Annotated in this window: 26 protein-coding genes; 12 read left to right on the forward strand and 14 right to left on the reverse strand. The window is 52.1% G+C overall.

Translation table 11 applies throughout. The features are described from left to right. Window positions 1-145 precede the first annotated feature (145 nt). The 12 genes from RV1423_RS23405 (at window position 146) to RV1423_RS23465 (ending at window position 16,987) form a co-directional block, all read left to right on the forward strand. A complete protein-coding gene (locus RV1423_RS23405) occupies window positions 146-445 on the forward strand; it encodes a hypothetical protein (protein WP_034302151.1) in 300 nt (99 codons plus the stop codon). Window positions 446-583: 138 nt separating this feature from the next. Then, window positions 584-1,855 carry a site-specific integrase gene (locus RV1423_RS23410; RefSeq protein WP_034302153.1) on the forward strand — a complete coding sequence of 424 codons (1,272 nt, stop codon included), beginning with the start codon at window positions 584-586 and terminating at the stop codon, window positions 1,853-1,855. Beyond that, complete coding sequence (locus RV1423_RS23415; RefSeq protein ID WP_081768972.1) at window positions 1,845-3,803, forward strand: tyrosine-type recombinase/integrase; 1,959 nt, start codon at window positions 1,845-1,847, stop codon at window positions 3,801-3,803. Before RV1423_RS23410 ends, RV1423_RS23415 begins: the two co-directional genes overlap by 11 nt. Continuing rightward, entirely contained in the window at window positions 3,800-6,025 is a 2,226-nt protein-coding gene (locus RV1423_RS23420) for a hypothetical protein (protein WP_034302159.1), read from the forward strand. Before RV1423_RS23415 ends, RV1423_RS23420 begins: the two co-directional genes overlap by 4 nt. Further along, entirely contained in the window at window positions 6,022-6,453 is a 432-nt protein-coding gene (locus tag RV1423_RS23425; protein WP_155835235.1) for a hypothetical protein, read from the forward strand. The genes RV1423_RS23420 and RV1423_RS23425 overlap by 4 nt, the downstream gene beginning before the upstream one ends. 14 nt (window positions 6,454-6,467) lie before the next feature. Continuing rightward, a complete protein-coding gene (locus RV1423_RS23430) occupies window positions 6,468-6,962 on the forward strand; it encodes a hypothetical protein (RefSeq protein WP_034302164.1) in 495 nt (164 codons plus the stop codon). Next, window positions 6,959-9,214 carry an AAA family ATPase gene (locus RV1423_RS23435; RefSeq protein WP_051516888.1) on the forward strand — a complete coding sequence of 752 codons (2,256 nt, stop codon included), beginning with the start codon at window positions 6,959-6,961 and terminating at the stop codon, window positions 9,212-9,214. The genes RV1423_RS23430 and RV1423_RS23435 overlap by 4 nt, the downstream gene beginning before the upstream one ends. 630 nt (window positions 9,215-9,844) lie before the next feature. Then, a complete protein-coding gene (locus RV1423_RS23440; RefSeq protein ID WP_155835236.1) occupies window positions 9,845-11,422 on the forward strand; it encodes a carbohydrate porin in 1,578 nt (525 codons plus the stop codon). Between the two features lie 93 nt (window positions 11,423-11,515). Continuing rightward, the gene (locus RV1423_RS23445; protein WP_034302167.1) at window positions 11,516-13,168 is read left to right on the forward strand and encodes an Nramp family divalent metal transporter; all 1,653 of its coding nucleotides are present in this window, start codon (window positions 11,516-11,518) and stop codon (window positions 13,166-13,168) included. A 182-nt stretch (window positions 13,169-13,350) separates the two neighbouring features. Then, on the forward strand, window positions 13,351-14,634 hold the full coding sequence (gene dmeF / locus RV1423_RS23455) for a CDF family Co(II)/Ni(II) efflux transporter DmeF (protein WP_034302173.1): 1,284 nt from the start codon (window positions 13,351-13,353) through the stop codon (window positions 14,632-14,634). A 159-nt stretch (window positions 14,635-14,793) separates the two neighbouring features. Beyond that, window positions 14,794-15,699: a cation diffusion facilitator family transporter gene (locus RV1423_RS23460; protein WP_231502492.1), complete on the forward strand. Its 906-nt coding sequence runs from the start codon at window positions 14,794-14,796 to the stop codon at window positions 15,697-15,699. Window positions 15,700-16,168: 469 nt separating this feature from the next. After that, entirely contained in the window at window positions 16,169-16,987 is an 819-nt protein-coding gene (locus RV1423_RS23465; protein WP_051516889.1) for a DUF4113 domain-containing protein, read from the forward strand. Window positions 16,988-17,244: 257 nt separating this feature from the next. Here RV1423_RS23465 and RV1423_RS23470 read toward each other — a convergent pair whose 3' ends face one another. From RV1423_RS23470 to traF, 14 genes are all read right to left on the reverse strand, one after another. Beyond that, window positions 17,245-17,454, reverse strand: coding sequence for a hypothetical protein (locus RV1423_RS23470; RefSeq protein WP_034302179.1), 210 nt, complete (start codon window positions 17,452-17,454; stop codon window positions 17,245-17,247). After that, complete coding sequence (locus RV1423_RS30075) at window positions 17,447-17,875, reverse strand: hypothetical protein (RefSeq protein WP_155835237.1); 429 nt, start codon at window positions 17,873-17,875, stop codon at window positions 17,447-17,449. The genes RV1423_RS23470 and RV1423_RS30075 overlap by 8 nt, the downstream gene beginning before the upstream one ends. 103 nt (window positions 17,876-17,978) lie before the next feature. Continuing rightward, window positions 17,979-18,218 carry a hypothetical protein gene (locus RV1423_RS23475; protein WP_034302182.1) on the reverse strand — a complete coding sequence of 80 codons (240 nt, stop codon included), beginning with the start codon at window positions 18,216-18,218 and terminating at the stop codon, window positions 17,979-17,981. Window positions 18,219-18,235: 17 nt separating this feature from the next. Continuing rightward, complete coding sequence (locus tag RV1423_RS29340; protein ID WP_197034992.1) at window positions 18,236-18,763, reverse strand: hypothetical protein; 528 nt, start codon at window positions 18,761-18,763, stop codon at window positions 18,236-18,238. A 163-nt stretch (window positions 18,764-18,926) separates the two neighbouring features. After that, window positions 18,927-19,244 carry a hypothetical protein gene (locus tag RV1423_RS30080; RefSeq protein ID WP_155835238.1) on the reverse strand — a complete coding sequence of 106 codons (318 nt, stop codon included), beginning with the start codon at window positions 19,242-19,244 and terminating at the stop codon, window positions 18,927-18,929. Between the two features lie 20 nt (window positions 19,245-19,264). Continuing rightward, a complete protein-coding gene (locus RV1423_RS23485; protein WP_155835239.1) occupies window positions 19,265-19,591 on the reverse strand; it encodes a hypothetical protein in 327 nt (108 codons plus the stop codon). A gap of 38 nt (window positions 19,592-19,629) precedes the next feature. After that, window positions 19,630-19,989 (reverse strand): hypothetical protein, encoded by a 360-nt coding sequence (locus RV1423_RS23490; protein ID WP_034302188.1) that lies wholly within the window; start codon window positions 19,987-19,989, stop codon window positions 19,630-19,632. Between the two features lie 7 nt (window positions 19,990-19,996). Then, entirely contained in the window at window positions 19,997-20,248 is a 252-nt protein-coding gene (locus RV1423_RS23495) for a hypothetical protein (RefSeq protein WP_034302191.1), read from the reverse strand. 13 nt (window positions 20,249-20,261) lie between these two features. Further along, window positions 20,262-20,486, reverse strand: a complete 225-nt coding sequence (locus RV1423_RS23500) for a hypothetical protein (protein ID WP_155835240.1) — start codon at window positions 20,484-20,486, stop codon at window positions 20,262-20,264. Between the two features lie 121 nt (window positions 20,487-20,607). Next, complete coding sequence (locus RV1423_RS23505) at window positions 20,608-20,856, reverse strand: hypothetical protein (RefSeq protein ID WP_034302197.1); 249 nt, start codon at window positions 20,854-20,856, stop codon at window positions 20,608-20,610. 140 nt (window positions 20,857-20,996) lie between these two features. Next, on the reverse strand, window positions 20,997-21,245 hold the full coding sequence (locus tag RV1423_RS23510) for a hypothetical protein (RefSeq protein ID WP_034302200.1): 249 nt from the start codon (window positions 21,243-21,245) through the stop codon (window positions 20,997-20,999). A gap of 161 nt (window positions 21,246-21,406) precedes the next feature. Next, entirely contained in the window at window positions 21,407-24,226 is a 2,820-nt protein-coding gene (locus RV1423_RS23515) for a conjugal transfer protein TraG N-terminal domain-containing protein (RefSeq protein WP_034302203.1), read from the reverse strand. Continuing rightward, window positions 24,226-25,710 carry a conjugal transfer protein TraH gene (locus RV1423_RS23520; RefSeq protein WP_051516891.1) on the reverse strand — a complete coding sequence of 495 codons (1,485 nt, stop codon included), beginning with the start codon at window positions 25,708-25,710 and terminating at the stop codon, window positions 24,226-24,228. Before RV1423_RS23520 ends, RV1423_RS23515 begins: the two co-directional genes overlap by 1 nt. An 11-nt stretch (window positions 25,711-25,721) precedes the next feature. Beyond that, on the reverse strand, window positions 25,722-26,696 hold the full coding sequence (gene traF / locus RV1423_RS23525) for a conjugal transfer protein TraF (RefSeq protein WP_051516892.1): 975 nt from the start codon (window positions 26,694-26,696) through the stop codon (window positions 25,722-25,724). Window positions 26,697-26,702 lie beyond the last annotated feature (6 nt).

Raw genomic sequence — 26,702 nt, forward strand, 5'->3', positions numbered from 1 at the left:
GTAGTACAGATTAGTGCACGATTTGTGGTGGCGATAGGTAAAAATAAACATCTAACAATTCTTTAGTTCTCGAACAAAGTCTCAATGAGAGCCCTCGGCAGCCACAGGGAAATGTGGAATTTGATGCATTCCACATTTCGTTGGGATGGGTGTCCCGTGGTTTCAGTTGCGCGGCCTGGCCCGACAGCACGGCATCGTGGCCTTGTCGTCCAACTATGCGTTATACAGCGATATGTCGAATAGGCTGGTGTCAGTCCTGCGGGAATACAGCCCGAGCATCGAGGTTTACAGTATTGACGAGTCTTTTTTTTCGCTCAATGGATTGGAGGGGCTGTGGCCTAGCTTTTCGGCGATGGGACAAGCGGTGCGGTCGAGGATCTGGCGGGATGTATGCCTGCCTGTATGCTATGGCGCGGGGGATTCCAAAACCCTTGCAATTTCGTAGAACCGTTTTTCTAATCCATAAGAACCCGCTTTTGATAGGCGTCAACAAGAGTCGTTCCTGTTTACGCGGTCGCTATTAACACTATCTATAATGTATTTATAGTGTCAATACGCGTCCATACTGTCACGGAGACGGAAAATGGGTTTTGAGGTCAGGTCAATAACTAAGCGAGATGGGGGGCGCTTCCATCTGCTCTTTCACGAACAGCCATACGCGCCAGTTCGCCTTCCATTTCAGTACATGACTCTAACAGGGCAGCAGAAATATACTGACGGATCATGTTCGGTCATGTGTCGTGTGCTCAAGGATCTCTATACCTATTGCTACTGCATCGCAGACATCGATCTTGAAACTCAACTGCTGAGTGGCAAAACGATGACGGCAGACCAGATAGTTGGCTTTGCTTCTTGGCTGCGTCTTGGACGGAAGCTGCCGACCAACGTCGTAGCCCGTATCGGTATGGCGGAGGAAGACGACGACATCCTTGCTCACGGCACGTTCAGCACGTACCTGCACTTCGTCAAAGAATACTTGGCCTGGTCCGCACTGACCTTCATACCCGAAAACCGTCATTTCCGGGACGTTGAAAAAACGTTCGATGATGTAAAAAGCCGTCTGGAAGCTGTATTCCGAAACTTCCAAATCAAAGCCAAAAAGCCAAAGCACACGAAAGGTTTGGACAGGAACCAGAAGCGCAAGTTATTGAGCGTTGCAGATCCTGCTTCTCCACTCAACCCGTTCAAGGGCGAGGTAACCCGATATCGGAATTGGATGATCATCAAGCTGCTTCTTGCAACCGGAATGCGCCGTGCCGAGATTCTTTGCTCCTACACGGAAGACGCACCGGATTTCAGGTTCGGCAACAAATGGAAAGTCGTCAGAAGGAATCCGATTCCCGAAGATCGGCGTAAACCACTCCCAAAGATCAAGACTGAGGAAAGAGAAATCGCCTTAACAGAGGCAGAATCCGAGATGGTCAAGAAGTACAAGGACAAATATCGCTGGGTGTACAAGAAGGATGCGAGCGGTAAGGTTACGAAAAGCAAGCCCTCGCATCCGTTCTTCCTAATCAGCACACAGGGTGGCACTCCCTTGTCACTAGACAGCATCAACAAGATGCTGAAAGAGTACAAGGATGCGGCTTTCCATGACGTGGATATCGAACTCCATCCGCACATCCTCCGGAATACGTTCTGCAACGAATACCTGGAAGAGGCAATTGACATCAGGGGCGAAGATGTGACGCTTGCCGTCGACAACCTGCGGAGAGTATGCGGTTGGTCATCCAAGTCTGAAATGCCTGCGCTGTACGCAGCAAAGTGGCACAGGAAGAAGTCGGATGACGTGAACGTTGAACGGCTGAAGCGGGAACACCGCGAAGCGCAACAGGGAGTAAAACATGGCAAGTAATGCCTGCGCAGCGAATGATGAGATTCTGTTTGGAATAGACGGCAATACCGTTGTAATGCAGGACATTGCAGCGGACCTGTTCGATGACGTTATCAGGGACTACGTTGCACCGCTGCATCTCCACTACAAGTTCAACAATCCAGGCGTTGCAATCGTTGGGAAACGGCCGAACCCAGATATAGACCCGCTGCGCGTTGATACTTCAACCGAGACCTGGATATGGCGCAAGGGCATGCCATATATTTATTGGGACAAACTGCACCTGATAAGTCCGCTGAAAGAGCTGATAAAGGAATTCACGTTTTACAAGATTCAAAGGCTTGCCTATACCTCGGCTGCCAACGTTGCATTGGAATTGATTGAAATCCAAGACCGGTTGAAGGACCCCACCGCATATCCTTGGTCACAGGACAGGGTCTTGGCAATCCTTGCCGGGCTTCGCACCAAATATGACAATTTCTATGCCTTCAAAGAGTTCTATTTGTGGGCGGCAAACAATGGCAAGCCCGGATTTGACGAATCGATTGCTTGGTCGATCCGCAAGGCTACCACATCAAAATCAGACGAATTCGTCTATTACGCTGGTGTCAAGCAACGAAAGCATGTGCTGACACTGGATGAGGATATTGCTATTCGTAATGGGGTCGTGTACCAGCCATCATCGGTCAAATTGCCAGCACTGACTGATCCAAATACACCACATACGCTTGAAGAAGTCGCTCACTGGTTTGGAAGGTGGCCGATGGTTCCACGTGCTGCGAAAGCTGACAATACCTACATGCACTCCGTCCTCAAGGACTATAGAGCTATGCTGGTAAACCTAAAGGTGCCCGCTATCGATATACCGAAGGATGAACGCATCGCTTCAGTTACCGGCTACAAGGCACAAGTCTACTACCCTGCAGGCGATGTTATACCAGCTTTGCGCAAGTACATTGTGCGGAACCATCTGATCCAGCTTCGCTCCAAAATATTGACACACCTTTCTTTTGCGCTTGGCGCAAGACCAGCGCAGCTTGTCGGAATCGATGAAGAAAACTTCGTCAGATATGATCCTGACGGAGATCTCTTTTATTCTATTGAGATCCCTTCCCGCAAGAAGCGTTCAACGACAACGGTCAAGCAAAGCGGAAATGGTGGCAAACCAAAAGTCATTAAGCAGGCAAAGCGCCGCAAGTTCCCAGAGGAGATTGGTCTTGGACAGAAGATCGAGGCGCTCATTGCACTAAAGCGCGAAGCTGAAGCTTTAGGTATCTTGACGATACCAAAGGGCAGAGCCAAACCACTCCTTATTTCCGACTGCACACAAACGGTATTGTCCGGCGACAGACCCAATGAGCAGGACTGCACCGCCAGCATTGAAAACTTCCTTAAGAAGCAACTTGGCGTCAACCGTAGCGCAAAGGATTTACGTGCCAATGTAGCTCAACGCCTCGCCGATGCCGGCTACCCTGCTCAAGTGATAGCAGACACGTTGGACCACGAAAGCATAAAGAACGTCCAGTTTTATGTGCACGCCTCCCTAAAACTGAGTGAGGTGCAGGACATGGCTCTTGCAAAAAGCGACGGATACCAGCGGAGAATGAAAAAGCTGGCTGGCGTGATCTGGATTAAAAAAGAGAATATTACTCCCGAGACGGACGTGATCAGTGGAGTGGTCGGGCATACGCTAGTAAGCGGAATCGGTGCCTGTGACCGAAAGAGAAAAGGCATGGGGCCTTGCGAGAATGAACCTGTTTACTCCTGCTATGGCGGATGCCCGGCATTCCAGCCATTTGATGACATTGCCGTTCACGAGAAGGTTCTGGACGCCCTGAAGGGAGAAGCAGTCGAATACCTTGAGGAAGTAGGTGAGGAAGCCGAACCTACCAGGATGGCTATCTCCAATCAGGAATTGATTGCCGAGGTGTCAGCAATCATTCAAGTGATCGAAGAGAGTCAGGCATGAAACAATCAGTGGCGAAAAAAAACTACGCGCGGGTGACAAAGCAAGCACGGATGATGCTGGCCGCACGCATCAAAACAGCAAGGCAGCAAGGCGTCCCCATTGCGATCTTCTGGAGAGACAAAAAATGGCCAGTAATTCCCTTGTGCAAAGGTGGCTCAGCCCAAGGCGACAAACAGGCCCTATTCCTTCGGCCAGGCGAAGGTCGAGGCAAGCCTAAACCATCTGCCTATCTATTGCCTTGGGTGGAGCAGCTTGCCAAGGTGATCACAGCACTATGGCTATGTGAAGAAGCGAAAACCTTCAACCGATTACGGGACATTATTCTCGGCATTCGTTGGTTGAATGAAGGAATCTTAGGAACTCCTGCCAAGGACGTACATGATCTCCTGCCGATCCACTTCGAGAGAGCAGCCGGAAAAATCGCCGAAAGCATTTCCAACAAAAACGAGGCTTTCGAAACGGCGCGCGAACTGACTCTTATCGCCGACAAGATTGATGACCTTGGACTATCCGATGCGAAAATTCGCTTCGACAATCCCTTGAAACAGCCGCCACCAGTACGTCGAGATAGGACTATCGAATCGTTCGCAAGGGACGCGCTTTACCACTGCATCAACAATCCACAGGACGATGGTGAGCTCGTTCTTATGGAAGTGCTGAGACTGCACTTCGCATGGGGCGGCCGTATTGGAGAGACTTTGCGGCTTGCTTCATCCTTACACTATAAAGATCGAAGCCATGCCGTCGTCAGACTTTCAAGAGAAGTCAGCAAATCCGGCGAAAACTATGGAGTGCGTTACTTCCCGGAGAAAGGGTTCCATGATGGCGTTTCAATCAAGCCGCTTGATACTGCGGCCGGCTCCATAGTTGAGCAAGCCGTTGTGGAATTGGAGCGCCTGTGCGCTCCAGCGCGAGAGCGAGCGATGCTGCTGGCAAGTATGCCTGGGCGCTTCCCGCTCCCAAAGCATGGAAACGATGGATACCATGATCCTGACGATCTCGTGACTCTGGAAGACATCGGTTGTTGGATGAAATGGGAGTTCAAGGTGAGGAATACCTTGATTGCTGGATCTGACTATGATCCTGAAGCGCAGCAATTCTGCAGCGCTGACCAACGCAAGATCCTTACTCGCTGGGGAATCAATCCAGTTATACAACCAACTGGAGCAAACAGCTTCGAGGACCCTTCCTGGAGCCTTGGTCGAGGTCTCCATGCTTTCAAATACCGTGTCCGTGATTTCGAAGAGTATTTCCTGAAGCATTTGAACCTTGACGTTATCTTGGCAGACTCCAGAAAGCCCATCGCAAAGCTGCATGAGTTCTTAATCGTGGTATTTGATGATCAACGAGCTTCATGGGCACCAGCTAGGACCTACATGCCGTTCCTGCCCAAGCGATTGAAGTACGATGACATACGGAATCAGCTTGGCAATCCAAAGCTATCCGTTTTTAGTCGCCGGAATTTGACTATGCCGGACGGCAGCCCAATCAAACTTGAAAGCCACCAAGGCAGGCACGACCGCAATAAAGATCTGGACGAAGCGGGTCTCACGCAACTGCAACAGGCGCTTGCCATGGGAAGAACGCCGTCACAGAACGTCAACTACCAGCAAGGTAGCGATATACAAATCATTCAGGCATCAAACATCCAGAGGCTGAAGAAAGAAGCGCAAGCGGAGCGCGTCAAAACCGTGAAAGAGGCTGTTCGGCGGAGCCTGATTACCGGGTCTGTAACCCGTGCATACCACAAGCTGCGTCAAATAAGTCCGGTGAAAGCCGAGGAATTCCTTGACGAGCAAGTTGGACAAGTCCTTGTGACCCGCTACGGAGCTTGCACAAACGAGTGGACTGGACAATCCTGCCCGAAGCACAATAAATGTTTCAAGAACTGTAAGCATCTGCACCTGACTGGTAGCGAAACGGAGCGCGAAGAACTTCAGAAGGAACTCGCCATTCAGGAATTGCATCGCGCAAAGGTTCAACAGCTTGCTTATGACGGTGCCTACAAAGCGGAAACGGCGCTTGAAGCATTGGATGCAGAAATCGCAGGTATCAAAAAGGCGATGCAGGCTTGGCAGGAGGCTGCAGATCAACGGAATAAATTGTTGGAAAAAGCTGGAAAGCTTGGAGAAGTCAAAGTAAGCGTTCAGGCCTATAAAAGCGGCGAATCGCATTACCGTGAGTTGAAGCGTCCGAGGTCAGATGAAGGGAGAGCATCATGAGCAGCAAGGCAGGCAAAGGTTCACTAGCGCCAGAAAAGAGGCGAAGAACGCCAAGTACCATGATTCGTCCGAATGTCCTGGCCGCTTTGAATGCCATGGCGGATGAGGACGTATTGCTATCGCGCCGAGACATTGCAAAAAGGGCTGGCATAAGCACCCAAACGCTCTATGACCATGCCCTCGATTTGGTCGAGGAAGCCGAGAAGCGGTGGGCAGCGCACTCGGCGACAATCGATTCGCCGCCACCCGTTGACAAGCGCAGAGAAGCTCGCGAGTTGAATGCAGAGATCGAGCGGCTGAACGGTCGCATTGATGAGATAGCCGAAACGATGGAAAAGATGTTGAAAGCGGTTCAGGCGTATGCCCCCAATGCCTTACCCCAGGTAACGAGCATTCTGGCCAGGCATCTTACTGACAAGAGCAAATAAGGGGATCATCCACCATGAGCAAAGGCGATGAAAACTTCAGGAAGTTGGAGGAATGGATTTCCAGCCATTACAACCCTGATGGTTCGCTCAAGTTGGATGGCGATGGCAACCCAGATCCTTCCAATATCAAGCTGAACAATAACGAGGGAACAATCAACCGTACTTGGCTTGCCCGTCATTTGGGAATCTATGACCGCAGTGCGCTGAAAACGGAAAGAGCAAGGAAGTCTTTGAAGGAGTTCGAGAGCGCCTTAGGGATAGTTTCGCCAGACGGAGCCAGAAAGCCGCCTCAAACGGCGTCCAAAACGGAACTGGAGCGGGTAAAAGCGGAAAAGGACAAGCTGGCTTCACGGTTATTGCAAGTAAGCGCCGAACTGAAGGCGACACAAAAGGAAGTAAAGCAAAAGAACAAGCAGCTTGACCAGTATGCTGAAATCCGGCGGATTCAAATTGAAACCGGTCGCAATCTTCCAGGCTTGACCATCAGCTTCGCAGGGAGTGACGAGTGAAACGCGACATTCCGCCGAAAATTGGTATCGTCGATCAAGAGACGACATGCACCCTGAGCATCCTGAACGTACTGTGGTATCACCCGTTTCGCGGCCAGATCATCAGTAGTCACGATGAAGATGGTGTGCTGTATCGGGTGCGTGCAAGCCGGAACGCCATTATTCGGCGCAAATGCCAGCCCGGAGAGGTATGGCGGATTCAAGGCGTCTGGGAAGAATACAACGGCGGCCTTCAAATAGGCGCATCGTCGGCGGAACTGCAAAAACCTACCCATGGCAAGCTTCTTGTTCGCTACCTGAAGACGCACTTCGATCGGATCGGTCAGCAGACCGCTCAGAAACTGTTCAATCACTTCGATGAACGTGGCGAAAATCTCGTTTACGTTCTTGACCGCCGAGACCTTAACAGCCTGCTCGACGTGATGTCGAACCGCGACGTGGCAGAGCAATTGATCGAGGACTGGCATGATCGGATGGCTGAGACTCGCATCGTCATTGAACTCGATGGACTTGGGCTGCCGATTTCGATTGCCGAGAAAATTTTCCGCGTCTGGGGTGCAAGCGCGATGGACGTGGTTCGCGCCAACCCGTACTTCCTCCTGGCGCTTGTCAGCTGGAACAGGGTCGAGCGCGTTGCATACAGCCTTGGCATCGACGGTCGCGACGAGCGCCGGCTGGTCGGCGCAGTCGAAGCTGCCCTCTATCGCCGTCTCGATGAAAAACATACCCTGACCAAGCATGTCGCATTGCGTACCCGTGTCATCAACCTTCTGAATACTGTCACATTCGGCCGTCCGAAATGGGGTCAAGCTGGCGTACAGACTGGCGAAAAAGCCATCGAAGAAGCGCTTGCTGTAGGCGCTATCGTCGGCAGCCGTAAAACCGGATATCGCACAAAGCCAGTCGAAGAGATGGAAGAATATCTGGCGGCTCGCTTCAAGAAAATGAGCGTTGGCGAAGCCCCGGACCAGCAGGATCTCTTTGATATCAATGGCAAGCCACGGCAAGCGGTATGGCAGGAATTGCTCCGGTCGCTGGATGACGGGGAATATTTGCAGCGGATCTTCGACCAATACGAATCATCCCATCATCCGCTGACGCCCCAGCAGCGGGAAGCCGTCATCACGATGATCGAAAACCAAGCTCTGGTGCTCAAAGGTGGCGCTGGCACTGGTAAAACGTCCGTGATGTGCGTGGTGCACGACATGATCGAAGGTGCCGGTGGAGTCATCCACCAGATGGCGCTGGCTGGCAGGGCAAAAGAGCGGATGAAGGAAGCGACTGGTCGTCCGGCAATGACTATAGCGAAATTCCTGAATGATATACGGCGAGAAAAGATCATTCTGCAGCCGGATGATCTCATCATTGTCGATGAAGCCAGCATGATCGGCTTATCCACGATGTACCGGATTGTGCGTGCCATGCCGAAAGGTGCCAGGCTGTTGCTCGTGGGCGATCCGGGCCAGCTACCTCCAATCGAATTCGGCCTTACCTTCCACGTTCTGGCTAGTGAGCAGAGCGTCGTGAAAAACGTCGAGCTGACCATCGTTCATCGCCAAGCCGCCGCGACTGGAATACCGACAATCGCTGATAACATCCGCCATGGCCGCTTGCCTTCTCTCTCCCATTATGAGGGTCTGAAAGACGGCGTTTCATTCGTGCCATGCGAACCGGATCAGATAAAGGAAACAATCTACGAGATCTGCGAAACGCTTGGCGGCCCGTCCAACGCTCAGATCGTCGGCATTGTGAAAAGCAAACAAGGTGGAACCATCACCCTGAACAACTTCTTCCATCATCGGAATAATGATCGCGCCAACCGTCAGCCGCTTTACGGGGAAAATTTCGCCGTTGGCGATCCGGTCATGTATCTTGAGAATGACGAGGAAGCTGACTTGTATAACGGCACGTTCGGGGTCGTTGTTGCTATTAGCAGTGACTCATCCAATCATGGACTAATCTGCCAGTTCGAAGGAAAAGACGGTCGCCACCTGGTACCGGTTGCTGACCTTTACAAGCTATCGCTTGCATACGCAGTCACGACGCACAAAGCCCAAGGAAGCCAGTTCACTCGGGTGATCGTACCTATCATGAAATCGAAGCTGCTTGACCGTACGATGCTGTACACAGCGTTGACACGAGCCAAGCAGCAAGTCGTCTTTATTGGAGACCGTTCGCTGCTTGACGCCGTAATCAGTGCTCCGCCAAGTGCTTCAACTAGAGAAGTCGGGTTCTTATTTGGATCATCGTGATCGGGCAAGGCCGATAAATCATGCGTAGCGGATGTAGCGAGACGCAATTATTGACAAACTTACCTTAGCTGTAGCGCGGTTTGCCAAGAATTGGGATTCATTAATTGGCAAAGATGTATCCATAAATCGGCAATTTATGGAAAAAAGCAGCGCCTTATGCCTTTCTGCTATCACGACAGTCGTATAGGCACACATGCACCCAAGGGATAGTTGGACAAAGCTTTTTACCTATCATCAAAATAAATTAAAAAAATAGCTTTTTTTCTTTACTTTCCAGAAAATTTCCTTGACTATACGCCTCGTTATTATTGAATGGAGGCCGAAATGGACTCAGGCAGTTGTAGGCGACCAATCGACTACACCACATCGAGCTGTTGAGACACCTTATCGGACTCCCCTGATTTTTCAGCGTCCACTGTCTCGACACTCATGACGAGGCAGTGCGCACGCGATCCAACTCTGGTCTAACACCAGCGTTTTCTTTGTAGCGCCCTTCCAAAAAACTAGATCGCAATCGAACGGCCTTGCCGTGCTTTAGCACGTTTGCGCCGTGACGTTGCCGCACGCTTTCTGCCGGATTTTCTGTCCTGGGCAGCCGGCTGCGTGCGACCTTGAAAGGGAGTAATACCAATGCACCACAATATTCAACCCACCAGCCTGTACGGCAACCTGGTTTCGCAGTACCACTACGACGCATCAGAAGATCGCTTTACTGCGTTTTCATTGCCGTCGATCCGCGATTTGTTCTGTGCAATAGGACACTTCGTTTCCTCCTCGTTAAAAGCGGCGTTACAGCATCCCGGCAAACAGCATCTCCAATTAACGCTGTTTGCCGCAGCGGCCATGCTGCTGCTGGTTCTCCCACTCTCGGGACATGCGGAAGAGACAGCCGACGTTGCGGCGAATGCCACCGTGTCGAATGTCGACGCCGCTGCAGCAACGAAAGCAGACCTCATTGAAGCACCAGAGAAATTCAATGCACACGCACAATCGACGTGGGTAGTCGCAGAACATGGCTCGTTCAGGTCACCGTATGTCGGCACGAACAGTTTGCTGCCGGTTCACGAGAAAGCCTACACGTGGACAGTAACCGCGTTTCTGGGATTTCGTCCTTTCGCCAATACCGAAATCTATTTCAACCCTGAGATGATCCAGTCGAGTCAGTTCTCTGGCCTGCACGGCCTCGGTGGCTTCAACAATAACGAGAACCAGAAATCGGGTCAGACGACGCCGACGTTTTATCGTGCACGTCTGTTCGCTCGGCAAACCTGGAATCTCGGTGGCGAGAAGATCCAACTCGAATCGGGTGCCAATCAGCTGGCCGGCACGGTTGATCATGATCGCGTTGTGCTGACCGTCGGCAACTTTTCGACACCCGATATTTTTGACAACAACATGTACGCCCACGATGCGCGGACGCAGTTTTTGAACTGGGCATTATTTACCAATCTCGCTTCAGATTTTGCCGCGGATGCACGCGGCTACACTTGGGGTGCTGCGCTGGAGTATTACAAGGATAACTGGGCGTTTCGGATTGGCCAGTTCACCCAGCCGAAAGACTCCAATGGTTTGTACCTCGAGCACAGCCTCACCCGTCACGGCGCAACCCAAATTGAAATCGAGCGTAGCCACGAGTTGTTTGGCCAGCCGGGCAAGGTGCGCCTGTTGGCCTTCCGCAATCACGCGATGATGGGTAGTTTCGATGACGCGCTTGCGTATCAGAGCGCAAATGGTGGCGCAACGCCGGATGTTGCCAATGTCCGCCGGGATCAAAACAAGACCGGCGCAGGGCTCAATGTCGAACAAAGCGTGAGCGACAACATCGGCGTCTTTGGACGAGCCGGATTCAACGACGGCAAGACAGAAACCTATCAGTTTGCCGAGGCGGACAGTTCTGTGTCTGGTGGCGTATCGATCAAAGGGGCCCTGTGGGGGCGCGAGAAAGATACGATTGGCATCGCTGCTGCGCAAAACGGTATCTCGAAAGCGCACCGTAGCTACCTTGCTGCCGGCGGCCTGGGGGCCTTCATCGGCGACGGCCAACTGCCAAATTACCGCCCGGAGCGATTGCTCGAAGCCTATTACAACGTCGCCCTGTCGTCCCACGTGAGCCTCGCAGCGGACTTCCAACGCATTAGCAACCCGGCGTACAACACCGATCGTGGCCCAGTGAACATCTTCGCTATGCGACTCCACGTCGAAATTTAATACCTATACACGGTGAAGTCGAGTGACCTCGACTTCACCACTTTAAAGTTGTTAGGGCAGTGTAAAGACTGGCCTGCAAACCAGGAGTAAAAAATGGAAACACGCGTTTTACATTCCCGAGCACCGGACCAAACCGCGGTATTGGATAGTGCCCACGTCGGGGACATTCGCGGTGCCTTCGGCACCGTCGCCCAAAACGACACGGGTCGTCGTACCAGCTGGATGGCACGCTTCAAGACATTGATGGCCATCATCGGACCAGGTCTGATTGTGATGGTCGGCGACAACGATGCGGGTGCGTTCGGCACTTACACGCAGGCTGGCCAGAATTACGGGACCACGCTCCTGTGGACGTTGATGCTGTTGATCCCGGTCTTGTACATCAATCAGGAAATGGTACTGCGATTGGGCGTCGTCAGTGGCGTCGGACATGCGCGCCTGATTCTGGAACGGTTCGGCCGCTTCTGGGGCGCTTTCAGCGTAATCGATTTATTCCTGGTCAATGCGCTCACGATCGTCACCGAATTCATTGGTATCTCATTGGGACTAAGCTTCTTGGGGGTGCCAAAAATCCCCGGTGTAATCGTATCAGCACTACTGATCATGATGGCAGTCAGTACCGGTAATTTCCGACGCTTCGAACGATTCTCGATGGTGTTGGTGTTTGCCAGTCTGCTACTTGTTCCCGTTTTCGTGATGGTGCATCCGCCGCTTGGACAAGTGGCGCACGATTTCCTGATTCCGGCCTACCCGCAAGGTGCCAAACTGAGCGACATCATGTTGCTGGTCATCGGTATCGTTGGCACCACCGTCGCACCTTGGCAGCTATTTTTTCAGCAAAGCTATGTAATCGACAAACGTATCACGACGCGCTTCATCAAGTACGAACGCTGGGATCTTATCTTCGGCATCGTCCTGGTCATTATTGGCGCCGTCGCAATGATGGCATTTGCAGCGCATACGTTTGCCGGCAAACCGGAGTTCGGCAATTTTGCCGATGCCGGGGCGGTGGCCAGCGGCATTGCCAAATACTACGGGCAACTGCCTGCTAAGCTGTTTGCGATTGCATTGATTGACGCCTGCATCATTGGTGCCTCGGCAGTTTCTCTATCGACTGCTTACGCCGTTGGTGATGTGCTGTCGGTGAATCACTCGCTGCATCGCAAGCCGAAAGAAGCGATCGGATTTTATGCGGTGTATTTCACGCTGATCGTGATCGCTGCGGTACTGGTTCTAATCCCCGGTACGCCGCTAGGGCTTCTGACCAATGCCGTACAAACGCTGGCAGGGGTGTTGTTGCCAAGCGCTTCCGTTTTTTTGCTGCTTCTGTGTAACGACAAGGAGGTATTGGGACCATGGGTGAACGGCCGCAAGCTCAATATTTTTACTGCAGCGATTGTCGCAATCCTCGTGATGCTGTCGATCATCCTCACCTCGGCCGTGCTATTCCCTGACATATCGAGCGACGCAATCATTGCGATTCTGGTGGGTGGCAGTGCCGTCGCTATTGTCGTCGCAGCGGTGGTCAAGCTGATTCAGGCAAAGCGGAACAAGGCAGCGCGAGTCACCGCCGAATTTGTCGAGCATATTACCGACAGTGCGAACTGGCGCATGCCGCCACTCGATCAGCTCAAGCCATTGAATCTGACAGTTGAAAAATTGGTGTGGATGGGAGTGTTGCGTGGTTATCTGATTATTGCCATCTGCCTCGTTGCGTACAAAGTGGTGCGCATGGCGATGGGTTGACGCTTACTGCCGGACCCAGCTCCTTTCAATTGCATGCCGTTGAAAATGCCATCACGATTACCAAGAAAGCGCTTGTGCACAACCACATCGACCACTACTTCGAACACGCGGTAACGAAAGGCGGCCGCGGTTCTGCGGACGCTATTCGCGAGTTCAAAAACATCACCAAATACATATAAGCCATGACGAATGCCCACACCCACTTAGCACCACGCGAGCATGACCACGTATTCCTCGGTTCGCGACACGCACACAATGAACGCAAGACATGGACAGTGATCTGGCTGTGCGGCGTGATGATGATTGCCGAGATTTTCGGCGGCAACTTGTTCGGCTCGGTAGCGCTGGTCGCCGATGGGCTTCACATGTCGACCCACGCTGGGGCGTTGTTGATCGCCGCGCTCGCGTACACGTTTTCACGACGCCACGCAACCGATGCGCGCTTCGTATTCGGCACCGGCAAACTGGGCGATCTGGCTGGATTTACCAGTGCGATCGTGCTCGCGATGATTGCCATCCTGATTGGATATGAAGCGATTTCGCGCTTGATATCCCCGGTTCCGATCAACTTCAACGAGGCTATTCCGATCGCAGTCGTAGGTCTCTTGGTGAACTTGGTGAGTGCTTGGTTACTGGCCGGTGATCACCACGGTCATGATCACGGTCATGGACATGACCATGATGAAATTCCTGGCGGCGAGACGCAACTACTCGATACCGCTTTTGGTGTCGTCGTCGTGGATGTATTCGAAGACAACGTCCCGCCGCGATTTCGCGTAAGCTTCGAAGGGACAGTCCGCCCTTCTAAGATCATGATGGAAACCATGCGTCCGGATGGGGCGGCGCAGATATTTTCCTTCGTCGACCGTGGCGACTATATGGAATCGGTCGATGTGATTCCCGAGCCGCACGAATTCCATGCCTGCCTCAGACTGGATGCGGCGTCGTATGAACTTACTTTCGAAGAACATGGTCATCATGAGCATGGCGGCTCCGCGACTGCCGCGACCGGCGATGCAGCTCATCCAACGGCTCATCGCGACAACAATATGCGCGCTGCCTATGTGCACGTGATCGCCGATGCGGCGGTCTCTGTCCTGGTCATTGTGGGCCTGGTGCTGGGCCGGCAGTTCGGATGGGTATGGATGGACCCGGCGGCGGGCCTCGTTGGCGCCCTTGTCATTGCCAATTGGGCCTATGGCCTGTTGCGCGACACAGGCGGCATCTTGCTCGATATGTCCCCCGATCAGCTAATGACTGAGAAAGTGCGGAAGCTCGTTGAAATCGACGGCGATCGCGTGACCGATCTGCACGTCTGGCGTCTCGGCCCAGGCCATATTGGAGCAATCGTATCCGTGTTCACGAACGGGGCGCGCGACGCAGCGTTCTACCACGCACGGCTGGGCCACTTCCGTTGGCTATCGCATGTCACGGTCGAGGTCGACCGGCCGAAAGCGACGGTCTAAATTCAAAATCGATCGACCGCGGGATATCCGCAGTACGAAGTCCGTCGTCCAGTGATCCGCGAGATTATCGTCGTGACCGTATGGCAGGCTGAAAGAGTACAACTTCAAGGGCCACACCGAATGCTATCCACAGACGAATTCGACAGCAGTGAATTGGACATGCGCTTCAAGCATCTCGCAGCGAGACGAAGCACGATGGTGAGCGTGTTCGTTAACATCTGGCTTTCGACGATCCAGATCATTGCTGGCATTGTCGCAGGCTCACAGGGATTAATCGCCGACGGCCTTCATTCCCTTTCGGACCTGATCGCGGATTTTGTTGTCCTGTTTGCCAATCACCAGAGCCAGAAGGCCCCCGACGCCGACCATCACTACGGTCACCAGCGTTATGAAAATGCCGCGTCACTGGCGATTGGCGTCCTGCTACTGGCCGTCGGGCTCGGCATGCTGTGGAGCGCCGTTCGTAAGGTCGAGCAGCCAGACCTGATCCAGGAGGTCAAGATCATTGCGCTCTGGGTCGCGCTAGGTGCCCTGTTGGCAAAGGAACTCCTGTTTCGTTACATGCTCCAGATTGGGAAGCGTGTTCAATCAAACATGCTGATCGCGAACGCCTGGCATGCCCGTTCCGACGCGGCATCCTCGCTCGTCGTCGCGGCAGGCATTGGTGGCAATCTTCTCGGGTACCACATCCTTGACCCGGTGGCTGCGCTAGTCGTTGGTCTGATGGTTGTCAGAATGGGATGGGGCTTTGCCCGGGACGCCTTGCATGACCTGGTAGATCGAGCAGTCGATGAGAAATTCCTGGTTGAAATCCGGCGCGCGCTCGACGACACACCGGGCCTAATTGGATGGCACGACCTACGGACCCGCAAGATGGGAGACTTGATCCTGGTCGATGTCCATCTAGAGATCGATGGCCAATTGACGATCGAGGAAGGGCATTGCATCGCACTGGACGCTCGGAATCGAGTCATGATGCAGCCGCTCGTGTTGAACCTCATGACGCACATCGATCCAGTCAAGCCGATTTCTCAAGAAACATCAATGACCCGATCGATAACATGATCGCTCCATATCGCAAACCCATTACGTACCCTTCCCACACGAAGTGCGGTGATCTTAAAGTGAAAGGCGGGTCAAGGCACCGTGGAATAAATGCTGCAGCTTTACCGCAGCGTTTATGCCGCGAAAGGCCTTGATGCGACTGAAGCGATTTACGCTATATGGGCGGGGGTGCAGCAGTGCTTTTGTGCTGCACCCCCTGCCCAGCGGCGAGCGATGCTGTTGGGGTTCGGACCGCGAAAAGTAGAACGACTTATAATCCGCCGAAAGTCTGGTTTATTTATGTTCGAGGTGACTCATGAACATAATACGACGAACATAATGCGCTTATGGACTTCAGTTATGGACGACGTGTTCAGTCGGAGGTGGATACGTCCGAGCATGATACGAAGCTTATTAAGGCATAACATTCACCCACCCACCCCATTGTGGACGAAAACCGTTCTGCAAAAAGGCCAAGCTGGCCAACCATGTGGCGAAGAAGCGCCCCGAGTTCAATGGTGTCGCGGACTTAACCGTGATGCCCGCCGGCGAGCTGTCGGAGCTGCTGTCGAGTATCGACGTGGGCGAAGTATGGGGCGTCGGCCGCCGGACGGCCGCCCGGTTGCACAGTATGGGTATCGATACGGTACAAGCACTGCGCGCAGTGTCTCCAAAGGTCATCCGCGAGCAGTTTGGCGTGGTCATGGAACGAACTTGCAATGAGCTGCGCGGTGTCTCCTGCATCGAGCTTGAGGAAGTCGCACCACCCAAGCAGCAGATTATCTCGTCCCGGTCATTCGGTTCAACCGTCATGACGTTGCGAGAGGTCGAAGAATCGGTGTCGATGTTCCTGGCCAGGGCATCCGAAAAACTGCGTGGGCAGCATTCAAAGTGCGGCGCTGTGCAAGTGTTCGTCATGACTGACCGATTCGCCGAACATGACCCTCAGTACAGCAATGCCTTCACCGTGCCTCTACCGGAACCATCGGACGACCTGCGCATCCTGGCGCGCGCAGCACTGTGGGGATTGAAGCGGATATTTCGTGCCGGCTATCGGTATAAAAAGGCCGGCGTGGTTCTCATGGATATAAGCGACGGCCAAACGTTGCAGGCAACTTTGTTTGATACGGGCATGCACCAGGCGCGGTCGGCGGATGTGATGACGGCGCTTGACGGGCTCAATTTGCGGTACGGTCGGGATACGGTACGGCTTGCATCTGCTGCAGGAAGTGGAAGATGGGCAGCACGCTTTGATCGTAAAACTCCAAATTACACAACGGACTGGGGTGAATTGCCTATAGCGCGGTGATCAGTCACTTCTCCGAGTGACCGGACGGCGCTGCAGGCTTTCGCTGGCCGCGCAACTCCCGAATCCGGTCAGCGAGAATTTGCTTCTTCATGGGCTTATTTTTGCCTTTTTGGAATTTTCCCGGTATCGCCGGTAGCTTATGAATTGGCATTCTTTATATTTTCTGAATCACGAAGTGCGTTGAGCCTTAAATGCGCTTTTATTGGAGGTGCAGCAGTGCCGGCGCCGGTTCGTCGTTTTGACATGCCTGAAAGCTCTTAGGGATACGGGTACGGCTCCAAGAGCGCATTGATTTTGATGCGGAACGTTTCGATGCTTTGAGCGGCACTTGCTCCGTGATAGCGCTGCATTCCTTCCAGCTTATTTTCTGCTGCCTGGAGCAATTCCACCACCTGGTCATACGATGGCAATCCGGCTGCTTTCAAAGGCACGTTTGCCGCGTCGATGGCTTTGATCAAGTCACTCATGTTTTTCCCTTGCTAGCGATCCGAACAATTTAATCGGTAATCGTTCTGGCTTGCTTCGATTTTGGATCAAGCCATCGGCGCCGATATGATGATGTTTCACTTCAGACCAGCTGTTATACCCGAACACACGAGATACGATTTCTAAAGCTCGGTTATGAATAATGGCGCCATTTGAAGCGCGTTTAATTTCTTTAGCAAACTGCTTAAATATCCATTCTGGAACTAACTTACTCTCTGCTACACGCTGTAATAATTCAACAATCGCAGTTTCTCCTATCGAAGAAATTTCCTCAGAAGAGAAACCATTAGGATTATTGGCATTTAGAAACGCCAGAAAATGTTCGTGTAAATTCTGAGTCCCTTGTCTTGCCGTCAGTAGTTTAGGCGCCTCCTGGGGAGGCAGATGAAGGACATCAGTCATTTACATGTCGACTATTGGAATAGGCAGCAGCGCCGGCGCCCGGTAAACAAAAAAAACCTGCGAATAGTGGTTCGCAGGCTTCCGCGGGTGACGATTTAAATGCTCAATATCCGCCAGTGATGTTCTGGCTGTCTTGATGCGGAGTTGGCCGGCCGTGGGTATCAACGGTCCAAGCGGATGCATCGGAATGCTTGAACTGCATCGAGCTGGAATGACCATTGTCATCACCAGCAGCGAAAATCTCCGGAAAATTGCGCTGGATCAGCCGCATCAAGCCAGCGAAGCCCAGGACAGCCAGGAGCAAAGCCGGCAGAAACAGGTTTGACGATAACAGGGAATCCATGGTGTTCCTTTCTATTCTTAGAAGAGACTTGTCTGGGCGCTTGGGATTTTCTCCACAAATTTATCCAGCCAAGAAACGTCGATCTGCCACTGTCGCTGACTTCGTTGGAAACCAATTCGTGAAGCGGCAGCAATATACGTATCAACCTGGTCTGCGTTCCAATTGTTGACTTTCATCAGTTGAGCACGCGCTTTGCTCTCAATACCTTTGACCCGAGCAAGGCCGAAATGCACTGCCTGATGACAGTCAGGACACAGAGCAATAGTCCGAACAAGTCTTTGAATCAGTCGGACATCATCGTAATACCATTCTTCGTGGCACTCAACAGGATGTTGACCGCCCTGCCCGCCGCATTTTTCGCATTTCCAGTTGGCCAGCTCAAACGTTTTGTTCTTCACCTGGCGCCATTCACCAGGAGTAAGACGGCTGCGCAAATTATTTTCCCAAGTGCTTTGAGGTACCAGTTCAATCTCCAGCAGCGGGCGAACAACTGGAAGTGCCTTTGCTCCACCACGTGAAAATAGACTAAGAAATGAAGTTATCACCGATTATTTTAACTGGATGTTCATACAGTTATCTTAGACTTCGCAACAAAATTTGTCTAATAAATCGTAGCCTGGTACGAAGGAAGTGTTGTAGAAAAGGTGAAATTTCGCATGCGAAATTTTGTGCAGGTATAAAGAAGGCTTCCAACAATAGCTGTCGTTGCTAAACGCTCAGCATGCGAACTGTTTTTATGTTTTCCCGATGCACCTTGATTGTACCGAGGGGCTTTCCGAATTGATCCATCGAAAGTCCTTCGCTACCATATACAACGATGCTGCCGGCATGAAATTCGTTGACGGCTTTGACCTCAAACCGCTCTCCAGTGATCAGCACGACTTCATATCTTTTGGCTGCGTCAGGGGCACGTACATGGCCGCAGCTTCTACCACAGGCATCAAAGCCAATTCCCATTGCCTTTGTATGAAAACCAAAGCGGCACAAAAATATACGCGCCAAGAGGGGCCGAATACGACGAGACATTGTTTTCCCTTCTGGTTTGCTCACAAGCCAAGTGAACCATTGTGCTCTTGCACTAAATAACTGATCGACGCCGAATAATTTTCGCCGTACTTGTGATCTAATTTCTCCGCCAACTCAAGGTACTCCGCGAAGTCAGATATCTCTGACTGCGAATAGCCGCGCAATGTCGAAAACTCGCGCCAATCGCCTCGATCCCATGCTTCTTTTTCAGCCTCGGTCCAGGTGCACGGATCACTGATCATTTCTGCACGTGTGGTGCAATCGACCACTTCGATAAAGCGGGCAACCGCTGGATCATCACGTTCATCGATGATCAGAAGCAGCGAGTGTTTATCAAGCGGTGCCAAGAGAGCGCCGTATCGTTCCGTAGTTGCGGCCATTATTCCTAGCTCATATTGTTAATAGCGCCGATGTGTCGTTGCATGGCCTTGGATTGTTCGGGATTCGCGTCCTGCAGCTCAGCCCACTTGATTGCCATTCGGAGCTTCTCAGTTTGGAGCGGCCCGCCATGGTCTAAATCTTCGTCATCCTGAATAGCGCGACCGAAGCTGTTTTGTCCGAAAAACTGATTCCCTGTATTGAACGGGTAAGGCCAATCGCAGGATTCAATCTTCAGTAAGACATTTCCGATCAGAATCGGTGCAAGGGCATGAAGCTGGCGAGTCGCTTCCATCATTGAACTATCGTCCAACGGTGTTTCAAACCGCTTAGCCTGCGCACGCCAATCCTCAAATCTACGGTCCATGTTTTTCCTATACTGCCATCAACAAGTCAAAGTCGGAATCCGGATAATCACTGAAAATGGTCTTTGTCACCCGGACAGCGGTTCCGTCAGCATTCCAAAAGATCTGCATCGATCCCGAGTTGCTTGAGACGCTGCCAACGAGCGCATGAGCGCTATTCGGCCCGGCTGCACGCTCGATGGTAGGTGTGAAGTGTTGCTCACGGCAACGGACTGGCGCTTTATCAAATGCTTTCTGCAAGCTAAATTTTGTGTCGTCCATGATTTTTCCTCGATCAGATCCTGAAAACGTGGCCGGGGCTGCAAGCCGATTTGCATTTCACGTCTACTTCGTAGCGATGCCCGTCCTCGTTCACTTCAAGAACCTCGCCTACCAGCATCGAACGTTTGCAGTCGGGGCACAGCTGATCGGTTGTGACGACGCTGTGTTTCTTCGTTTCGTCGTGAGCGTCGAGAGCCTTCGCCTGGGCATTAGCGTAATCAATATCCCGTTTGTTCATGTCATCCTCCATGGCCAGCACCATACTGGCCTTCTCACCGACAAAGGCCCGTCGATGCGGGCCGTGGGTAGATCTGTTGCGCTCCTGGTCATCTTCTCCGACGCGGGGCATTTTCTCGGCGTTATGCGACAGACCGTGAAACACGTAGAGCCAGAACCATGATGCCAGCAGATGCGAACCCCAAGATGTTCGAGAGGTCTTGGCCGAGGCCTTCAAACTGGTAGAAAGCTGCCTGCGCGGTAAGAATGCACACAAAGAGCAGGATCGTTTTCACCAGTGCGGGGCCATACTGGCGAGAGAATGCCATAATGAGCAAAGAAAGCCCCATCACTGCGATCGTTACCAAAATCCCGAAACCATAGGCCAGCATTGTTTTCTTCGTTCCACTGCCTGCCGGGCAGCATACGGGGCGCAAGCGCCGGTATTGCTCGATGTTCAGTGCGCGATATCAACGAAAACGCCTGACCGTCTCCGACCAGGCGTTGCGAATGCGATACCCGTAAATGGATATCAGGCCAGCTTGTCCAATGGGAAATCTGCGCCTACCTCATCCTGCAATTCGCTCATGCGATCACAACTACGATCGACACCGCCAGTGACATCGTTGATGACGCGCACCGCCTTACCCTGTGTGAGAAAGTGCTTCAGGGTTGACGCCACGATAGCAAACGCCGGTGAGTCCTTGCGGGTCTTCAGCTCTCGCCATGTTTCACTGCCAATGTAAAGATTACCGTCTTCTTGAATGTTCAGTTGCGTCATATATCACTCCTTGATATTAGGTCAGCTATTGTCGAGGGAGCGAGACATATTGTCAAAAGACACGTAAAAAAATCCCGGCCACCCGCTCGTAAATCTCATGTACTTCTATACATTCTCATTGACTTATAGAATTCACAATTGACGTCAAGTTTGAAACTGTTCTAGCGAGGCGTATTGAGTGTGGATTTCACTTCCGAATCGATAGCGGCGCCGCCAGGTGCACCGGATATTCTCGGCGGCTGGCCCGGCTCACCTGCCCTGCCCGATCCGTGGCCAGCACTGTGCGCAGATCTTCCAGGATTGCCGCCTTTAGTGTTGGATGCACCACCTGGTAGATGAGGGGCAGAAGGCGCAGACGGATCACCTGCAGGACGTGCGTTGTCCAGGGCATTAGTGTCGAGGCCGTAACCCTCCATAGCCTTAACCGCGCCAGAAAGATATTCTGTCGCTTTCAAGCGGTCTTGTGCTGATGCGTTTGTGTCTCCAGCCATCAAGGTTGCCGCACGTATGTTTTCGAGAGCCGACTGGCCGCGACCATCAATGTGATCGATGCTCCCATTTCCAGATTCGGACCGTGCACGTGCCAGGTACTGTGCAGCGCCAGGGTCAGAAGAAAATGCTCGACTTTGAGGGCCAACCATAAAACGCTGAAAGTCCGCATTCGTCTCAGCCTGGTTTGCGACTTGGGCAGCTGAAATGCTTTGCGTGTTTGCGACGAAAGAAGCACTTCTGCGAACGGCCGTGTCTGCGGACTCAGTTGTGCTGTGAACGTGACTGAGAGTGTCGCTGTAACTGGCTTGTGTAGAGGAGACATGCGAAAGCGTCTTCTCGCTTCTATGATCCATGGAGCTATTCCCAGTAACGCTGCTGCCGTTATCATGAACGCTGGAGGTGGCGACTCTCAGCGCCCTTGAGCGCTCTTCCTCAGAAGCCTTATAGTCAGTTTGATTTGCATTCTGTTGCCATGACCTCGACCGTGATCCGCCGGCTTTGACCCCCGCATCCCACTTCAACGGGTTGAGCCCCCCACTTACTTCAGCACCGACGTGCGCCTCATTCGTAGTCGAATTCAGTTTCCCATCGGTATCGCTGTGGCCGGACTTGTTGGAATGATTTTCACCAGATGAAAGTTGCTTGTCGTAAGCACTCTTGACACTATCAAAGACCGATTTGCTGACTCCCACGCTGTTATAGTCCCCGCTACGAAATGCGTTTTCCCACGATTGCAATTGATTGTGACCCTCGCTGAGAGTACGAATTTGCGCGTTGGAATCTTGGATGGCTTGTGCGGCAGTAACTTCCGTGCCACCCATTGTCGAGCGGATCGCTGCTGCGGATAGACTACCTGCAGGAGTGATGGTCGACGAGTTCAGTCCCTGTTGCGCCTGGAAAGCACTACCTTGGCGTATGAGTGGGACTGAATCAATTGCATTCGGAGTAGTTGTCTCGCCGACTTTGTTGCTATGTGAGCCAAGGCTATCGGAGATACGAACCATTGCGGCGCCGGCACTCAAGCCAAAAATCGTGGTCATCAAAATTGGTAATTGCGACATCATCTGGCTAGCAGTTCCAATTTTCATCGAGAACTCTTTGTAGACTTCCATCATCTGCGCATGAGCGATGTAGCCGCCTTGAGAGATTGAGCGCATGAAACTTGCAATCTGGGTGTAGATCATGCCGTTGATGATCTCTGCGCCCACATGCATAGCCAGAATCGGCCATACGATCATATGAATCGCGGCCAAAAACGTTTTGTTAACGTTCAGGCCCACATACATCATGCACATGATCAAGACAGGACCGAGCGCAATAATGAAGCACAAGATCGCATTAGCGAAGTGCCCCATGTACATCACACCTTCGTTTGAATTGGCGGCCAGCTGAATGTTGTTGCGCTCGATCTCATTGGCTTGAGTTGCAGTAGCGAGACACGCGATTTTGTACTGACCGTCTGCCTTGAGGCAATTGAGGTCAGCACGAACGAGTTCACTGAACATCAAATTTACAAGTTCGGCATTTGCCTGGGCCGCACCACCAGCCAGTGTATTCGTTACCGTGTTCGCTGTCCGGACAGCCAGGTATTCGCGTGATAAGGAACCAATATCAAAATCAGCAGAAGCATTGGGTTGATCGCTTGAGTTCACTGCCCCCTGCACAACGCGTGTGAAATCTGTTGAATACAGCGCAGTGTTGATATTTTCCGCTACCTGGTTTGCGGCGTCGAAACAGCTGACCAAGTGATTTCCAGCCACGTCAATATCAGGAACCTTACCGGTCAAATTCAAAGAGGCTTGATAAAGCAGCGCGCCAATAGAAGTAGGGCTGTCGCCGGCGGCGTCGTACACAGAGAGCGACTGAGCAGCAGTCGCGCCGCCATTGCCTGCGGTACTGACCAGGGAATTGATTGTTGCGTAGTTAAATCCAGAATCGGAACCCAAGCAGGCGCTGATGACCGAATTAACCTGCGAGTTTATCCCGCCCAACTTCATGATTGCGGTACGCGAGGTCAGCAAGACCTTGAGGGGGTTGATGAAACCGGTGCTCGATGCAGAAATGGCAGAATAGTCCGTAGCGACGCCTTGATAAGCAGTTTCAACCACTTTCCCAACGTCTTGACCAAGCCCTGTGAACGTTGCCGGCACGGCTGAAAGGATCACAGGAACATTGGAAACAATGGCCACATTTCCTGACACCGTGCTTTCGATCTGAACATCCGTTTTTACATCACCATTCGTCAGCATGCCAGCGAGCAGAAATGGAACAATGAATGCCGGCCATTCCTTACCAGGTGAGGAAGCGCCTCCTGCAGCTCCTTGGAATGCTGCCGAAGTCGACAGCGTGAACAGTTTCCACATCGCGGCCGCCACAGCGCAGCCCCATATGATTCCCTGCTGACTACAAATCATAGCGACGCCGTTGAAGATGGCGCTGAGCGTGGACAGATCAGGGTCAGTTGTGTAAATCGTTTGGGCAGAAAACATTATTGGGCCGCCTTACTATTCAGTCGTGCTGCGAGATCAATCATTTGCATCACATGCAAACGGGAACGATCGTTCAAACACTGATTTTGTTTGTCCAGATAATCCTTCCGCAGATGTTCAATGTTTGTTCTCACCTCGTCGCCCAGCTGGTAGCTGTTATTAGCCTGAATGCCATTGGCCGCCTTATACAACGCCTGTCCAATCTGAGCCGCAACACAGTTGATAATTGGTTGCTTGAGCATGTTGGCAATATCGAGGCGCGCATTTGGATCACTGATTTTGCTCATCAGGGCTACGATCGGCATACCGGCTTGGTGTTGAAATTGATTCTGTGTAGCGGTGAACTTGCCGCTACTTTCGCTATTGGCCATACCGACGATAGATGTCTCCGTAGGGGCTGATCCATCATTGGAGCCGAAAAGCATGTTGTTAACCCAGCCCTCGATGCCCTGGTAGTTGTATGCGACGGTTTGCATTTGCGTGCAAGGCTGAGCATCTGCATCAGAAGAGACGCCTGAACCATTTGGATTCAAACATCTGTAAATCCGCAATGGAATATCAGGGCGAGGTGATCCAGTTCCTCCCCCATGAATCATGTCATCAAGCGTGAGAATGGCTGGTGCCTTACATTCGATGCGTGAACCGATGCTCCCGGTCGGAGATGTCGTGCTGGTGGTAGTGCCGTCTTCATTAGACTGATCGCATGGAACGCCGGCGACGGAGTATCCGATAAAAGAAAGAAGAATTTGATTATTCAGGGAATTTGGGTCTGATGCATCGTCGGTAGATCCGTCAGAATTTGGTAATCCAGCCATACCGAGAATGCCAGAGGCGCCGGATGCTTTGATCGCCTTGACCGCTGCGTTACCAGCCCGCGGATTGGAATGCCCAGCGGTATTCAGATAGGAAGTTGCGTTAGAAAGGTACGAAGACAAAGCGTCCATCGAATCAGAAAATGCGGACTTTTCGACAGCGCCGGTATTGCCGTCACCATCAATCGCATCCGAGATCGCCTTCGACGCCGGATCAACGATCAAATGCGCCATCGAGCAGGAATTTTTGCCCAGGTTGTTCATCGCTTGGAGCAGCGACTGAAATTCGGTCATCAGTTTGGACAGAGACGGGCTGATCAGCTGAATTGCAGCTTTGAAAGCCAGGCCTGCAGCGTTAGAAGCGATATTTCGGAACAGAGCAACGAGAGCCTGGCCATTGATGAAGCTGAAACTGCCTCCGAAGAGATCGATGCCGCCGCACCCAGCGGTAAGCCGTGGAGGATCGAAGGAAACCAGATTCACAGAACGTATCGGCGATCGCATAGCTACCGATCCACCAAAAACCCCCATTCGATCACGCGAGGTGAACGTCGTTGTGGCCGTGGTATTGGACATGAACATCGAGTTCAGATCCGCCATGATGCCGGCATTGGCTGCTGGCGAAATGAACACTAAGGCAGTGAAGAAGTACGCAAATATTTTTTTCATCATCTCGGTCTACTCTAGTATTGTTTCAACAACATCGGTTCAACAGTCTTTCGGATTGCTTCCGGATCGTTTGGATCTAGGCGCAGCTTGTTCAGATCCTCAGTACTAGCTACACCTCGATCCCAGACATCCAAATCTTTCATCGTCTGTCTCGAAAGCAATTTGGTTTTGTGGCCAGCAAAAGCAATCATCTTGGCCAACTCGGTCAGTGCATAAAATCCCTGCGACACGATCTTGTATTCGTTAGGATCTGCACCATTCGTATAGCCCTTTGGTTGATGCACATACACGATTGATGGTGTGAGCTTGAGGCTGAGTTTGTGGAACAAGCCGTTATCTTTACTGATGGGCCCCACATAGCCCTTTGGACGGGCGCCGTCCAAAGAAACAATCAACGCCTCCATGCCGTATTCGCGATAGAGCATTTGCACTACCGGCATTTGCATTGCGCAGAACCGGCATTCACCATCAACGAATACGACCAGCCCGCCCACTTTTGACAGTTCGCGCACAGCTTCGCCCTCTGCAAGTTTGTTGGCATTGCGGATTGCTTGGGCACCCGTACTGGCATATGGAACGCGATTGTTTTCGTTCAGCAGAGGATCTTCGTTGGTTACTTCGGTCACCTTTTCCGAGAACCGCTGTGCCTTATCCATGGTGATACGCTTCACATAGAGATAGGCTTTAACGTTGTCTGTGGTCGGGTCATTGACGGCCTTCTCTTCGAGCAATTCATAGTTTTTACGTAGAAATTCCACATCAACCTTTTGCTCTTTTGCCGGCGCCGATGAAGTTGTCACTGGCTTTGGGGCCGCCTTCGTTACAGAGGGACGCGCTTCAATTTTCTTTTCCGGCACAACATACGGCTGATAATTCAGAAATGCGTCGCCATAGGCATCGTCCAGATGTACGTCGGCGGCATAGACCAAACTTGATGCTGCGATTGCAGGGGCCAGCAGTAACCCGATAGTGAATTTGCGATAGGTCATTTTTCG

It is taken from the genome of Herbaspirillum sp. RV1423 (assembly GCF_000577615.1).
In the GTDB taxonomy this organism is placed as follows: Bacteria; Pseudomonadota; Gammaproteobacteria; order Burkholderiales; family Burkholderiaceae_D; genus Herbaspirillum.